Below are 14,404 nucleotides of genomic sequence, written 5' to 3'. Positions count from 1 at the left end.
CACCCTGGGCGGAGGTTCGCTGTCGATCGCCGCGGGCTACCAAGGCATGGTCCGCATTCCTTGGAATGCCTTTTCCCAATCGTCCTGGCAGGGCTGCGGCGCTTGCGATGCCGCATTCGACCGAAGCAAGGTGCTGCAAATCCAGTTCGGCTTCGGACCGGCCAGTCAATCGGACAATGTCCTCACGATCGACGCGCTTGGCTTGTATGCGCTGGCGGGCAGAACGAGCGGCGGCGACGGAGGTCCTTCCGGACCGGAGCCGGTAGACCATCCGAGCGCGCCGGCTTGGGCGACGGCAGCGGGAACGCATGCGCTCACCTACAGTCAAGCGCCGGTGGACAATCCGCTTAAGGGCTTCCTTCCTTTCTACGATGCGTCCGAGGAAGCGTACTTCACGGCAGGCGACGATTGGAGAGACCGCCCGACCCAGCTGCCGTACAGCATGGAGTTTTTCTACCTGCCGCTGAGCAAGCTGATGAACAATCTGAACGACTTCGATTGGACCGAGCTGGACAAAAGGCTGGAAGCGGTGGCGGCCAGAGGCAATCAGGCCGTGTTCCGCGTGTATCTGGACTATCCGAACAAGCCTTCCGGTATCCCGCAGTTTCTGATCGACGAAGGGCTGAAGACGTTTGCCTATGAAGGCTACGACAATGGAAAGGATGCCACGAGCCTGGCGCCAGACTACAACGATGAGCGCTTAATGGCCGCTTTGGACAATTTCATCGGCGCGCTGGGCGCGCGTTATGACGGCGATCCCCGGATCGGATTTATCATGATCGGCTTGATCGGCTTCTGGGGCGAGTGGCATACGTACCCGTATGACGGCAATTTAAAGTCGCCGAACCTCATGCCGACCGACGCCAACCTGAAGCGCGTGCTGACCGATATGGATCACGCGTTCGACAGCACCCAACTTGTGCTGCGGTATCCGATGGACAACGGCACGCTCAAAACGACGAATTTCGATGTCGGCTATCACGACGATTCGTTCGCGTTCCAGACGCTCCCGCCGAGCCTCGGCGGTCAAAGCTGGCACTTCTGGGGCCGCATCAAGGATGCGTCGGCCACGGAATTCTGGAAGAAGAACGGCATGGGCGGGGAGATGCGACCGGAGATTCAGGTGAAGATGTGGAACAACGATCCGCCGCGATACAATGAGCCGGCGACGCCGATCGAAGGCGCGCAAGGCGAGGATTATTACGCCAGCCTGAACCTGACACATGCTTCCTGGCTGATCGCGCAGGGCATCTTCCAGACGCCGCTGGCACAGGAGCCGCTGGCAAGAGCGACGGAAGGCTCGCGCAAAATGGGTTACGAGTACTTCGTGCCCACTGCTTATCTGGATGCGGCTAACGGGAACCTGAAGGTCGGCGTAGAATTGGAGAATAGAGGCGTCGCCCCCTTCTACTACAATTGGAAGGTCGAGCTCGCCGCTCAAACGGAAAATGGCATCGTCAAAATATGGGAGCCGGGTTGGGATCTGAAAGACCTTCTGCCGAATACAAACGGCTTCGACGGCAACAAGCTGTTCGCATCGACGAACAATCCGGCGCTGGGCAACGGAACCTATCGGATTCTGATGCGCTACGTGAACCCGCTCGAGCAGATCAATGCGGATGCGAAGCCGTTCCGCTTCGCGAACGCCGAGCAAAATGACGGCGGATGGCTGAATCTGGGCAGCGTCGTCGTGTCCGGCAGCGCGGCCGGGGCGCCGGCGAGAGTGACCGGCATCGCCTCCGACACCGCGGAGCACCTTCGATTGGCGCCGGGCAAGAGCGCGCAGATCCATGCCGCCGCCATGCCGGCAGAAGCAAGCAACACAAGAGTCGTGTGGTCTTCGGCGGACCCGGGAGTGGCTTACGTTTCTGCCGCAGGCTTGGTTAAGGCTGTCGGCGATGGCAAGACCGTGATCACGGCCAAGACGTCGGACGGCAACTTCGCGAAGCAGTTCCAGGTGAACGTGTCCACGGGATCCGAGCCGGAGACCAACCCGCCTTCCGGCGGCACGAACTTGACGCCTTCGACGCCGGCGCCGGAAAAAACGAAGGATGGAATCAAGCTGGATCCATCGGGGATCAAGACGGCTCAAACCAAAAATGCGGAAGGCGTCGCCGAGACGACGGCGACGATCGATGCGAAGCGGCTTAAAGAGGCGTTCGACGCGCTCGCGAAGCAAGCGTCGGCGACCTTAAACACGGTCACGATCGACGTTAAAAACGACGGCGGCAGCGCGAAGGTCAATCTTCCGTCGTCCGCGCTGATCGATGCCGCGGGCAATCTGCCGGGCGCGTTCATCGTCGTGCAGACGGATTTGGGAAGCTACAAGGTGCCTGTCTCCGTTCTAAGGCTGTCTTCGATGGCGGAAAAGCTGGGCGTAAGCGCCGATACGATGACCGTCCGAATCGAAATCAACAAAGTGGCAGGCGCGGCGGCAGAATCCTTGTCCTCACAAGCAGCAGAGGATGGCCTGACCTTACTCGCCCCTGCGCAGGCGTACAACATTTTTGCGGAGGCAAACGGAAAATCCGTCGAGATCGCCGATTTCGGCAGCACTTACGTCGAGCGAACGATGATCCTGTCCGGAAAGGTGGATCCATCGAAAACGACAGCGTTGCTGTACGATCCGGCTGCAGGCACCTTCCGCTTTGTACCGGCCGTCTTCCAGGCGAACGGCGACCGTACGGAAGCCGTGATCAGGCGGAACGGGAACAGCATCTACGCGGTGGCGTCCGGCAGCAAGACGTTCGCCGATCTGAACGGCCACTGGGCCAAGGCGGATATTGAAATGCTGACATCGAAGCTTATCATCAATGGCGTCACGCCAAGCAGCTTCTCGCCGAACAGTCCGATCACGCGCGCGGAATTCGCGGCCCTGCTCGTTCGTTCGCTCGGATTGAATTCGCCGTCTGCGGCAGCTTCGTTCAGCGACGTAGCCGCAGCGGACTGGTACATCGATGCGGTCGAACAAGCGGTGCACGCTGGTCTCATCGAAGGCTATCAGGACGGCTCGTTCAAGCCGAACGACCGGATCACCCGTGAACAGATGGCGGTCATGCTGTCCAGAGCGCTCAATTATGTGGGCCGATCCGCGCTGGTGAAGGATGCCGAGGCGTCCTTGCTTGATAAATACACGGACCAGGGCGCGATCGGCGCTTGGGCCAAACCGGCCGTCGCTCAGTTGCTTGCCGCCGACATCCTTCAAGGAAGATCGGCAACGACGATCGATCCCGGCGCGAATGCGAGCAGAGCCGAAGCGGTCGTTATGCTCAAACGGTTTTTGCAGCTCGCTCAATTGATGAACTGAATGTTAGGAGCCTCGGCAGGAATCTGCCGGGGCTTTATACAATTGAATGGTATCGACGTTCTTTTTCCGGGGGAGACAGCTTAGGTGAAAACATTAAATCGCGTTGTTCTATTGTGTTCGTTCGTCGCATGGTTCGCGATTGCCTCGGCCTGCAAAGGCGCGCCGGAGCATGGCGAATCCACGGGCGCGGACGTGCCGCAGCCCTACGTCACGTTAAGCATGATCATGCCCGGGGACGAATCGGCTCGGATGCGGGAGTTCGTCGACAACGAGCTGAACGCGCGCTTGAAGCAGGAGCTCAACATCAAGCTCGAATTGACGTATATCCCCTGGGCGGACTATCAATCCAAGGTGGAGCTGGCGCTGTCCACCGGGGAAAACTACGATTTGTTCTGGTACGGCACGTCATTCGTATCAGACTACAAGACGAAGGGCTATATCCAGCCGCTTGATACGCTGCTTCGGACGTACGGCAAGGATCTCACGGCGAACATCCCGGCGGACAACTTCAAGCAGTACGAGATGGACGGCAGCCTGTGGGCGATTCCTTCCCAGGCGTTCACTTCCGCGGGCAAATTCACGTCGGTCATGGTGCGCCAGGATCTGCTCGAGTCGGTCGGCATGAAGGAGATCCGGACGATCGCCGATCTAGAAGCTTTTTTATACGAAAATGCATGCGCGGGATCCGAGCTACTACGGGTACTTGGAAAACGATCGCGGCCAAGACGTCCTGTGGCGGGAGCTGTCGGATCAGCCGCTCACCTTCCTCGATGAAAACCAAATGTTCGCCGTAAACGAGAATACGGGCGAGCTGGTCGATTATCTGGAATCCGATCTGTACAAGAAGGTCGCGGAAGTTCGCAAGCGCTGGGTGGACATCGGGGTCATCGACAAGCGTCTCGCCGGCAACAAGGCGGCCAACATCGATCAGGAGGACGCGGGCAAGCTGCTGTTCCGGGTGGGCGCCGTCTCCCGGGCGATGGAGAACCTGCAGACGGTGCAGAACGCGGACCCGAAGGCCAAGCTTAGAGAATATTATTTAGCCCCGGACAAACCGAAATACATCGTGGCGCCGTCCAACGAGGCGGTTATGATTCCGGCCAAGGCCCTCCACCCGGAGCGCGCCATGCAGTTTATGAACTGGATCCTGCAGAGCAAGGAGCACTACAACTTCATCATCTATGGCGTGGAAGGCAAGGACTATCGGATCGAAAACGACAAAATCCAGCTGCTCACGAACGACCAGTTCATGTACGAGTGGATGTGGCGCAACAAAAATTACTTCATGCCGGCGACCAATGTGGACGACTCCGTCGTGGAGGATATGCTGCATAACGACGACAATGCGCGGATCTCGAAAATTTTCGGTTTTCATTTTAATCAAGAGCCGGTCAAAAAAAGAGTACGCCAAAGTACTCGCGGTGTACAACGAGAAGTTCCTGCCGATCAATCTGGGCATCGTCGGCTATGATCAGGCCTTTCCCAGTTCGATGGAGGCGCTCAAGAAAGCCGGCTACGGGAAAGTATGGGCGGAATTCAAGCGGCAGTACGCGGACTTCAGGGCTGCACAGACCTCCGGCGCGGATCAGGGGGGGATCGAAGTGAAATCCAGCATTTTCACCAATATGGTCCTCGCCTTGCTTCTGCTGCTGACGCCGATCATCGCGCTGTACGCCTACTCGAACCATACGAGCTCAGGCGTTCTGAAAAGGGAGATCGTGAAGGCCAAACGCACGCAAGTGCAAACGTTCGTCGGGCAGCTCGGCCAGATGTTCGCCCAATACGACTCCTACCAAAAGATGTTGTACGAGAGCACCGAAGTCCGCAATCTGGCCTATCCGGACCTGCTGAACGACGATCTGCTCTACTATCGCACGCTGAAGACCGTATCCGAGGAAATAAGCAGGCTGGCGGGCTACGGGCGGTGGAAGGGCATCATCGCGGTCGTCTACCCGAAGACGGGGGTGGTGATCAAGAGTAATTCCAGCCTGGGCGCCGTGCCTGCAGAGCTGCCTGACAAAGACGGTTTCTGGAGTTATCGGACGAGCTCGAAGGGCAACGCTTATTTTATCGAGACGATCTCCAATCCGGCCAAAAGCGCCAGAGAAGAAGAGGCGGATCTGACGGTCGTCGCGAAGGTGGACGAAGGCGAGATCAAGAGCGATCTGTCCGAGATGAAGAGCAACGGGCTGGAGGATCCCTTTTTTATACAAGCCGGGCGACACCCCGATCTACAACTATACGGCGAATCAGGCTCTCATTCAGGAGATGCTGCCCGAGCTTGACCCGGTGGGGCCCGACGGCGAATTCGAGCCGCTGCTCATCCGGACGAGCGGCGGCACGTACCAGGTGCATATGGACATGGTGCAGCCGCTGGGCTGGTATCTGGTGGACTACGTGCCGATCGACACGATCATGGCGCCGATCAAACGCAGCCAGACGATGTTCTATTCGATCAGCGGCATGATGCTGTTTATGGCCTGCATCCTGAGCTTCCTGCTGTACCGGAGCATCCGCATTCCGTTCCGCAAGCTGATGCAGGGCATGAACTTCATCGAGAAAGGCATCTATACGAGCCGGATGAAGGATCCGCCCAAAGGGGAGTTCCGATACGTCTATCAGAAGTTCAACTCGATGGCCGCGAGAATCGAAGAGCTGATCGAGGACGTTCTGAAGGAGCAGATCCGGACGAAGGAAGCGAACGTCAAGCAGCTGCAGTCGCAGATCAATCCGCATTTCCTCTACAACACGCTGGCGTACATCAAGAGCATGGTCGAGCTCGAGGAAAAGGAAGCGGCCGTCTCGATGACGATGAACCTGAGCCGGTATTACCGCTATACGACCAAGCTGAGCAGCAGCTTCGCGACCATTCAGGAAGAGCTTAGCCTGATCGAAAACTACTTGGACATTCACCGCATGCTGACGGACGACTTCGAATACGAGATCGATATCGATCCGGCGATGCTGAAAATGGAGATTCCCCGTCTGTCGCTGCAGCCTTTGATCGAAAACGTAATCGTGCATGCGTTCAGAAAACCCGTGAAGTACGGAAGCGTCCGCATCCGGGGAACGCTGGGGGAGGACGGCCTCGCGCGGCTCACGGTCGACGATAACGGCACGGGTCTCTCGCCGTCGCAATTGGAGGCGCTGCAGACGAAGATCCGCACGGCGCCGAGCGATCAGATCGATTCCGGCCTGCAGAACGTTCATCAGCGGCTCATGCTCCTGTTCGGCAAAAGCTCCGGGCTGTTTCTCAGCCACTCGGAGCGGGGCGGGCTGTGCGCGGAGTTGGTGTGGCAGGTGCAGGAGAATGAGGCGGAGTGACTCGCCTCGCTCGGCTTGACGGACATACGAAGTACGATTCGGTTGATCCCGCGCCGCACGAAAAAGCAGGCCATCCCGGCCTGCTTTTCATTCGTCTTCGAAGCGATTTTTTTCCATCTGCGCTATGCTGCATGGATAGCGCCGTCTATCTCTCCGACCCTTCCAGCTCGAAGAAGCGTTCACCGATCTGCAGATACAGCAGGCTTGCTTTGCCGTCATCGTCCAGGTCCTTCAGGAACAGGTAGCGGAACTTCTCGCCGCTATCCAGCGTGAGAATCATCGTATTGCCGGTGATGCGGTAAGTGCCCGTAATTTCCAGGCCGGCTGCGCCTGACTCTTGATCCAGGCTCTCGGAGCTGATTGTCTTCACAAGCGCTTCATTCAATGAGACGGTGCCGTCTTTGTGAAAGTGCATAAAGTACTCCCAAGTATTGGAGAAATCGAAGGCGCCGAGCCCTTGATAGCCATAATGCTTATATTTGCCTTCCAGAATGAGATTGGCGCCAACCGATTGAACAGGGATCATCCAGTTGCCGTCGATATAGAGGCCGCCTTTTTTGGAGACGCGAATCGCATAAGACTGGCCGCCGACAGTAAGTTTGCCGTTCTTGATCGTATAGGCGCTGCACTTGTCGACCTTGCAGTCGATCGTCTCCGGACCGCCGCTCTTCGGGAAGCCGACGACGACCTTATTGCCCGGCAGGAAGGTGAAAACTTTCGTGCAAAGCCCGCCGCAGGCATACCCCAACGTATCCTGCTCATGGGCATAATACATGCCGCTCAGCTTAGCCAGATTAACCGGCGTTTTGGCGGCTACTTCAGTCTCGCTGTCTCCGTTTGCGCCGGCATTCGTGCCGCTGCCGCTGTTCGTAGTGCCATTGCCCTGACCGGCTTGTGCGTTGAGCTGCGCCTGCGCGTTGGCAAGCAACAGCTTGAAGTCTTCCATCGTAAAACCCAGTTTGGTAATATAGGCTTCCGTAAAAATCAGAATTTCCTTATTCACGCCGTCCCAGTGTACGACCGAGCCGGTAGCCTCGCCGACGAATCGGAGCGGCACGAGCGTACTGCCCTTCATCTCCCGCGCCGGCGCATCGAGAAGGACGGTTGTTCCGTTCACGCTGGCCTCCGACTTGTTTAGGGTCAAGGTTAACTTTGTTCCGCTTTTTTCGGCGGTAATCTGCTTCGTGTCCGGATGCCACGCCACTTCCATGCCCAGCGATTCGAATAGCGGCCGCATCTGCACGAGCGTCGTGCCGCCTGTCATGAAGGGATCGACCTCGAACGCGATCGGCTCCTCATTGACATAAACGACGATCGACTTGGCAGCGGCTGCCGCAGACCCGCTAACGCTTATGCCTAACCCCAACATTAGCGGCACGATCAGCAAAACGGTAAGTACCCGCAGCTCATGGAGCTGTCTTGCGAAGGTTCGCAGTTTCCTGCCGGGCCCTTTCATCATATCCCTCCTTCAATTTCCACTCATTTCCGAGCCTAGTATAGCACAGGGAAATAGACGCCGAATAGGGATATTGCGGTATTGAATACGAGACGATCGGCGGCGCATGCGCGACGCTTGCGGGTTGTGTTCACATCGTCGCAGATCTAAAAAAAGATGGTTTCGATCTTAAAATCAGGGCCTATCGACGCGTTAAACGCGTGAATTATGATGATATCGTAGGCGCTTACGGAAGATTGCGGGGCTTACAAGGTGAACCCGTAGCCGATTGCGCCTGCGTTGCGATCGGAATGCAGGCGCGTGGCCGTACCGGAGAGGGGGGCGAGGAGCAGGGACGGCGGGCAGCCTCGCCGGGCGCTTCAGCAACATATCCCATGCGAACAGGAGTGAACGATGTAATGTCGAACGCACGACTCGCAAGGCCCGCAAAGCCGATGCTCCTATTCATGGTTTTTGCCCTGGTCGGCACGATGCTGTTCATGAACCTCAGGCTACCGCACGCCGTCGCCTCGGGCGAATGGCAGGCCCAGACGTACGACCCGAACAAGCCAGGGCTGGAGCAGAATCCATTGAAGGGCTTCTTGCCTTTCTCCAAGCAGCCGTCGGAAAGCGTCGATCCGAACAACAGCTTCCCGCACAGCATGGAGTGGTTCTACGTCTCGCTGCGCGATCTCATGACCGGCCCTAACACGTATAATTGGGCGCCGCTGGACGCCTATCTGAACGATATCGCGAGCCGGGGCAACCAGGCGGCGTTCCGCGTCTATGTCGACTATCCGGGGCGCACGACCGGCATTCCGCAGTTTCTGATCAACGGCGGTTTGCTGACGCGCGATTACGACCAGAACGGCAACCACGACACGTCGACGCACAGCCTGGCCCCCGATTGGAACGACGCCAACCTGAACACGGCGCTGCGCCAGTTCGTCGCCGCGCTGGGCGCGCGCTACGACGGCGATCCGCGGATCGGCTTCGTGACGGCGGGACTGTACGGCTTCTGGGGCGAGTGGCATACGTGGCCCTACGACGCCGCACCGAACGATTGGCGGATGAACCAGACGAACATGGACGCGCTGCTGACGGCGTTCAAGGACGCGTTTCACTCGACGCAGGTGCTGGCCCGCTATCCGTACTCCGCGAGCACGGCGGCGCTTAAGAGCGCCTTCGGGTACCATGACGATTCCTTCGCGTACGCGACGCTGTTCCAGACCGACTGGGACTTCTGGAATCTGATCACGCAGAACGGACAGCAGAACATCTGGCAGACGCATCCGATCGGCGGCGAGCTCTATCCGCCGCTTCAACAGGACACGAGCTTCTGGCAGACCTGGCCCAACCAGAACGGTCAGAACTACCAGACCTCGGTCGAGACGACGCACGCCTCCTGGCTCATGTACGACAGATTGTTTAAAACATCGCTGCCGGACGCCACCGCCTCCGCCAATGCGCTGGGGGCGCACAAAATGCTGGGCTACACGCTGTACAACTCCGGCGTGCAGCTGCCCGATTCGCCGGCGTCCTCGCTGACGGTCAACGTCAAGCTGCAGAACAAGGGCGTAGCGCCGTTCTACTACAACTGGCCGGTCGAGTTCGGCGTGCTGAACGCCTCCGATGTTTGGGTCAAGTCGCTTGGCACCGCGAGCTGGAATCTGAAAAGCGTACAGCCTGGCGGCGCGGATTACAGCTTTGCCTTCAGCGCAAGCCACAATCTGCCCGCCGGCGATTATAAGCTGGTCATGCGCGTCGTCAACCCGCTGTCGAACGGCAAGGCGCTTCGCTTCGCGAACACGCGGCAGGACGCGAACCGCAGCGGCTGGCTGACGCTGTCGGGCTTCCATGTTACCGCGAGCGCCACGACGTCCACGATGCTGGCCGATCCGCCCTTGACGGGCGGACCGACCCCGACGCCAACGCCAACGCCGACACCAACGACAACACCGACACCAACGCCGCCTGCAGGCACGACCTCCTATGAAGCAGAAGCTTCGGCCAACACGCTCGTCAGCCCGGCTGCCGTCTCGAGCTGCGCGACCTGCTCCGGCGGAAGCAAGGTAGGCTACGTGGGCAACGGCAGCGGCACGCTGCGTTTCAACGGCGTCACGGCGCCTGCCGCCGGCGATTATACGCTGACGATCTATTACTTGAACGGCGACGCGAGCCGCTCGGCCTCGCTCAGCGTGAACGGCGGCGCGGGCGCGGCGATCAGCTTCCCGAGCTCCGGCGGCTGGACGACGGTCGCGGCGAAGACGACGACCGTGCATTTGCAAGCGGGCGCCAACACGCTGCTGTTCTCGCAGCCGACCGGCTATGCGCCGGACTTCGACCGTATTGCACTAAGCGCTAACGGCGGAGGAGGCGGCGTGACGCCGCTCATCTTCGATAACTACGACAACGCATCCCAGTACAATACGCTGCTGAAAAACGACATGGGTGGCGGCTATTGGGGAGACGGCACCATCTCGAGCAACGGTTCCGAGCTGACGCTCAGCGGCGTCAGCTGGTGGGACGCCACCTTCAGCGCCGCCGAGACGAACGTCGACCTGTCCGCCTACACCTATCTCGTATATGTCGTGAAGAGCGGCACGAACGGCGCCTCGTTTAACGTCACTTTGTGGGACGCAGGCGGGGCCAAGGGAACGAAGACCGTCACCGCTACGACCGCCTACCAGACGATCCGCATTCCGCTGGCCGACTTCGCGGGCTTCGACAAGTCGACGGCCAGAAAGTTCAAGCACGGCGCGTTCACGGGCAGCTTTACGATCGACGAGATCCGTTTCGAATAGCAGTATGTTAGGGAGGTAATAACGGCACTGGAGTCCGCGGAGTGTGATAACTGCAGGAAGATCGCAACAATCGGATCGTATGTCCGCAATCAAAACAGCCGGCGCGCGTCTAAACGCGTACCGGCTTTTTGCCGTCGGAATAGCGCCGCATCATGCGAACGCCGATCGATTAGAGACTTCTCCCCAGCAACGTTCCGACTTGCTCGGCCATCACTTTCGGCGGGTGGGGCATCCCGTTTTTGATCCACCATTCGATGATGCCGACATAGGCGGTCCCGGCATATTGCAGCATGACGTCGTCCGTCAGGTCCGCATTTTTGCCGCTGTCCCGGTCGATCTCGTACTTGAAGCCATTCATAAAAGAAGTGAGCAGCCGGGTTCGGAACGACGACGGGGCGCCCTTGCTGGCCAGCATAGTCGAGAAGAACAAATAATTTTTCTCGAAGTATTCAAAATAAGGGACGAGCGCATCCTTCCACTCCAGTTCGCATGCCCATTCGTCCATTTCGCCCATTTCGTTCAAATGCGATTCGATGAGTCGATCCAGCAAGTCGAATTTGTCCTGATAATGCAAATAGATGGTGCCGCGATTCACGTCGGCCCGGTCCGCGATCTCCTGAATGGTGATGTCGTCGAAATTTTTTTTCGGTCATCAGCTCGATGACGGCTTTTTTCAAAGCCTCCTGCGTCTTCGCGATTCTCCGGTCTACTTTAACCATCCTCGTTCACCTGGCTTTCCGACATACTTAACGCTTTTCGCCGATGTGTTCATCAATGAACAGATCCCGGCGGATTGACCATTGAAACCGATGCATTCGATTATATAATAATAGACATGAGTTGACTATTCGAAATGTTTCGATTAGGTTATGGGAAAGAATACAATACGATTGGAGGAATGGAACGCATGGAAATCAGGAGAGCAGGGTCGCAGCCTTCCGGCAAAGGGCCTTCCGATTATTTTACAGGCACGGTGCGCATCGATCCGCTGTTCGAAGCGGCTGATCCCGGCCGGGGAGCCGGCGCCAGCGTGACGTTCGAGCCGGGCGCGCGGACGGCGTGGCATACGCATCCGCTGGGGCAGACGCTGATCGTAACGTCGGGCAGCGGGCGCGTGCAGCGCTGGGGAGGCGGGATCGAGGAGATCCGTCCCGGCGACGTCGTCTGGTTTCCGCCGGGCGAGAAGCACTGGCATGGCGCTTCGCCGACGACGGCGATGACGCATATCGCCATTCAGGAGCGGCTGGACGGCAAAGCGGTCGAATGGCTGGAGCATGTGAACGACGAGCAGTACGGGGGTTAAGGCGTATCGCTACGCCTGCGGGAACGAGGGACGGCAAGCGGCCGTTCCTCGTTTTTTCATTTTGCAATTAAATTAATCCATGGCATGAGAGTTGTTGTAAAATATACCAAACTAGGTTGATTGGGGGGAGATGAAACGGTTGAAGGAGTCAAAGTTGAGGCTATACATCATTTTTAACGATAAGGATAGTAGTCGGACTTGAACTTATACTTACCAATCGAAAAATCTAATTTAGGACGTGTCACATGGTCAAGAAGCTTATCTGCTCGTTGCTTTTCATTTGCTTACTTCTAATTATTTCGCCTGTAGCGGAAGCCGCTTCTACAAACAAGCCGATTCAATTGTATGTTAATAATAAACACATCGCCGGGGTCAACCCAATCGTGAAGTCAGGCATCATGTATGTTCCATATCGCAAATTTTTTGAGGCTATGGGCTATGGGGTTCATTATGATCCGGATACCCGGAAAATCTCGGGAATCATTAACGGAGCAGAAATCGCTTTCTGGGCAGGCGAGGATTTGATTGAGTATGACGATACCAGTTATGGTTTAGACCGTGCCATCCCTGTCATTAACGGACAAGTTTTTATTCCCCTACGCCAATTTGGGAACATCACGAAGTATTCGGTATATTTTGATCAACCGAAGCTCACCGTGAGTTTAAAGTCATATGGTTACGGTCAGGAGGCTGCTATTAAGGAACTTGTTACAAAGTATTATGAAACATTTAATCCTAATTTACTGACGCTTGATCATCCTGTGCGAAGTTATTCAAATCTCGACTACGATTATGATGCTAACCAAGAAACTAGCGAAGTCCCGGTCCTAGATTATAAAGTGACCGTCGATCGAATCAAATATACTTCCAGCGGCGAAGCAACGCTCCAAGTAACGTATGTCAAGCATACGGAAGAATTGAACCGTGAAGATATATATGGCTACAACTTACGCTTCGAACATGGACAATGGAAGATTGCGCACGAAGGTTGGCTTTACAATAGGATGGAACTTCCGGTGGACATCGACCAAAAAGCTGCAGTCATTATGGAGAACGATTTTAGTGAACAGAATGCCGTATTGTCGGATTTGAACACCTACTATGCCGCCTACAACGCGGAGGATTTCGAACGAACGCTTGAATACACCGCCCCATCATTTATTAAAGATTGGTATGACTTTAGCCTGACAAAAGAAACATGGGCAGAAAATCTGAAGGAGTTTTTTTCCTATAGCGATAATAGATTCAAATTGACTGATGAACGAGTTGTCTTCCTTGGGAAAAAACAGGCTATCGTCCAGGGAACGCTTAGTTGGAGCGATGCTACAGAGGATGTTGCGGAAGGCGATGACGTATATGAAGCTTTAATTTATTTGGAACATGCCAATGGTCGCTGGACGTATAACTACGATATTAGCCTCGATCAAGATTTCGATCATCGCGGAGAGATCGACATATTTAAGTGAAAGAACGTTATTTCAAATCGAGCAATCGGTAAGAAATGTCTTGTCGGGCTTTGACTTATAATCGGGCTATGACAAGGAGGGGGGCCAATCATGAGCTTGATCCAGCTGTTGGAGGAAGAACTGCACCGGGAGGCGGCGTCTACGCGCCGTATCGTCGAGATCATACCGGAAGCGAGTCTGGCGTGGAGACCGCATGCCAAGTCCATGTCGCTGGGACAGCTTGCCCTGCATTTGGCCGGCATGCCCGAAGTTGTGGCTTCGATGCTGGCTTCATCGTCCCACGAAGTGCCGACTGTTCCGCTGCCCGAAGCCGAATCCGTATCGGAAATCATGGCGTTGCTGGAACGTTCCACGGCAGCGGCGGCAAGCCAGATCCGCGAGTGGAGCGACGCTGATCTCCGGCAGACCTTCAACTGGACGCTCGAAGGCACGTCGATCGCCTCGACCTCGCGATACGAGCAGGTCCGTTCGACGCTTCTTAATCACTGCTATCATCATCGCGGGCAGCTGACAGTCTATCTAAGGCTGCTCGATGTGCCGATTCCCGGCATTTATGGCCCCAGCGCCGACGAGCAATAAAGAGAAACATCTACGGCAGCCCAAGCCGTCCGATCGGACGACCTGGGCTGTTTCCTGTTTTTGCAGCATGGACTTTAACGGCCTTTATTTTCGCATTATCGGTCAGGTTTTTCTCGATCATCGATCATTTACGGCGCGAATTAAAGATGAGATTCTAGGTATAAACAGGCTTGGCGGATCTGCGGG

10 protein-coding genes and 1 pseudogene are annotated in these 14,404 nt (G+C 56.7%); 9 read left to right on the top strand and 2 right to left on the bottom strand.

The genetic code is table 11. The features are described 5' to 3' along the window. The first annotated feature begins 46 nt into the window (after positions 1-46). From OMP38_RS10425 to OMP38_RS10405, 5 genes are all read left to right on the top strand, one after another. Positions 47-3,307, top strand: coding sequence for an S-layer homology domain-containing protein (locus OMP38_RS10425; protein WP_277565006.1), 3,261 nt, complete (start codon positions 47-49; stop codon positions 3,305-3,307). A gap of 84 nt (positions 3,308-3,391) precedes the next feature. Continuing rightward, positions 3,392-4,081: an ABC transporter substrate-binding protein gene (locus tag OMP38_RS10420; protein ID WP_277565005.1), complete on the top strand. Its 690-nt coding sequence runs from the start codon at positions 3,392-3,394 to the stop codon at positions 4,079-4,081. Beyond that, positions 4,011-4,778 (top strand): hypothetical protein, encoded by a 768-nt coding sequence (locus OMP38_RS10415; protein ID WP_277565004.1) that lies wholly within the window; start codon positions 4,011-4,013, stop codon positions 4,776-4,778. The genes OMP38_RS10420 and OMP38_RS10415 overlap by 71 nt, the downstream gene beginning before the upstream one ends. After that, positions 4,729-5,592, top strand: a complete 864-nt coding sequence (locus OMP38_RS10410) for a DUF3502 domain-containing protein (protein ID WP_277565003.1) — start codon at positions 4,729-4,731, stop codon at positions 5,590-5,592. Before OMP38_RS10415 ends, OMP38_RS10410 begins: the two co-directional genes overlap by 50 nt. Next, on the top strand, positions 5,576-6,631 hold the full coding sequence (locus OMP38_RS10405) for a sensor histidine kinase (protein ID WP_277565002.1): 1,056 nt from the start codon (positions 5,576-5,578) through the stop codon (positions 6,629-6,631). The genes OMP38_RS10410 and OMP38_RS10405 overlap by 17 nt, the downstream gene beginning before the upstream one ends. A 145-nt stretch (positions 6,632-6,776) precedes the next feature. On the opposite strand, the gene OMP38_RS10400 is transcribed toward OMP38_RS10405, so the two are convergent. Beyond that, a complete protein-coding gene (locus OMP38_RS10400; protein WP_277565001.1) occupies positions 6,777-8,090 on the bottom strand; it encodes a copper amine oxidase N-terminal domain-containing protein in 1,314 nt (437 codons plus the stop codon). 395 nt (positions 8,091-8,485) lie between these two features. Between OMP38_RS10400 and OMP38_RS10395 the strand changes: the two genes are divergently transcribed. After that, positions 8,486-10,870 carry a DUF4832 domain-containing protein gene (locus tag OMP38_RS10395; protein ID WP_277565000.1) on the top strand — a complete coding sequence of 795 codons (2,385 nt, stop codon included), beginning with the start codon at positions 8,486-8,488 and terminating at the stop codon, positions 10,868-10,870. Positions 10,871-11,039: 169 nt separating this feature from the next. Here OMP38_RS10395 and OMP38_RS10390 read toward each other — a convergent pair. Next, positions 11,040-11,589, bottom strand: a pseudogene (locus OMP38_RS10390) (TetR/AcrR family transcriptional regulator). 188 nt (positions 11,590-11,777) lie between these two features. Between OMP38_RS10390 and OMP38_RS10385 the strand changes: the two are divergent. From OMP38_RS10385 to OMP38_RS10375, 3 genes are all read left to right on the top strand, one after another. Beyond that, positions 11,778-12,173, top strand: a complete 396-nt coding sequence (locus OMP38_RS10385; RefSeq protein ID WP_277564999.1) for a (R)-mandelonitrile lyase — start codon at positions 11,778-11,780, stop codon at positions 12,171-12,173. Between the two features lie 245 nt (positions 12,174-12,418). Then, on the top strand, positions 12,419-13,639 hold the full coding sequence (locus tag OMP38_RS10380; protein WP_277564998.1) for a copper amine oxidase N-terminal domain-containing protein: 1,221 nt from the start codon (positions 12,419-12,421) through the stop codon (positions 13,637-13,639). A 90-nt stretch (positions 13,640-13,729) separates the two neighbouring features. Further along, a complete protein-coding gene (locus tag OMP38_RS10375) occupies positions 13,730-14,218 on the top strand; it encodes a DinB family protein (RefSeq protein WP_277564997.1) in 489 nt (162 codons plus the stop codon). Positions 14,219-14,404: the final 186 nt, after the last annotated feature.

This window comes from Cohnella ginsengisoli (assembly GCF_029525555.1).
In the GTDB taxonomy this organism is placed as follows: domain Bacteria; phylum Bacillota; class Bacilli; order Paenibacillales; family Paenibacillaceae; genus Cohnella; species Cohnella ginsengisoli.
The sequence above is the reverse complement of the archived record's forward strand: the minus strand, read 5'-3'. Positions and strand labels throughout refer to the sequence as shown.

Excerpts from the sequence above, each read along its gene's own strand:
- OMP38_RS10425 (WP_277565006.1), top strand. The coding sequence starts at position 47 with ATGGTCCGCATTCCTTGGAATGCCTTTTCCCAATCGTCCTGGCAGGGC.
- OMP38_RS10385 (WP_277564999.1), top strand. The coding sequence starts at position 11,778 with ATGGAAATCAGGAGAGCAGGGTCGCAGCCTTCCGGCAAAGGGCCTTCC.
- OMP38_RS10375 (WP_277564997.1), top strand. The coding sequence starts at position 13,730 with ATGAGCTTGATCCAGCTGTTGGAGGAAGAACTGCACCGGGAGGCGGCG.
- OMP38_RS10395 (WP_277565000.1), top strand. The coding sequence starts at position 8,486 with ATGTCGAACGCACGACTCGCAAGGCCCGCAAAGCCGATGCTCCTATTC.
- OMP38_RS10380 (WP_277564998.1), top strand. The coding sequence starts at position 12,419 with ATGGTCAAGAAGCTTATCTGCTCGTTGCTTTTCATTTGCTTACTTCTA.
- OMP38_RS10400 (WP_277565001.1), bottom strand. The coding sequence starts at position 8,090 with ATGATGAAAGGGCCCGGCAGGAAACTGCGAACCTTCGCAAGACAGCTC.
- OMP38_RS10405 (WP_277565002.1), top strand. The coding sequence starts at position 5,576 with ATGCTGCCCGAGCTTGACCCGGTGGGGCCCGACGGCGAATTCGAGCCG.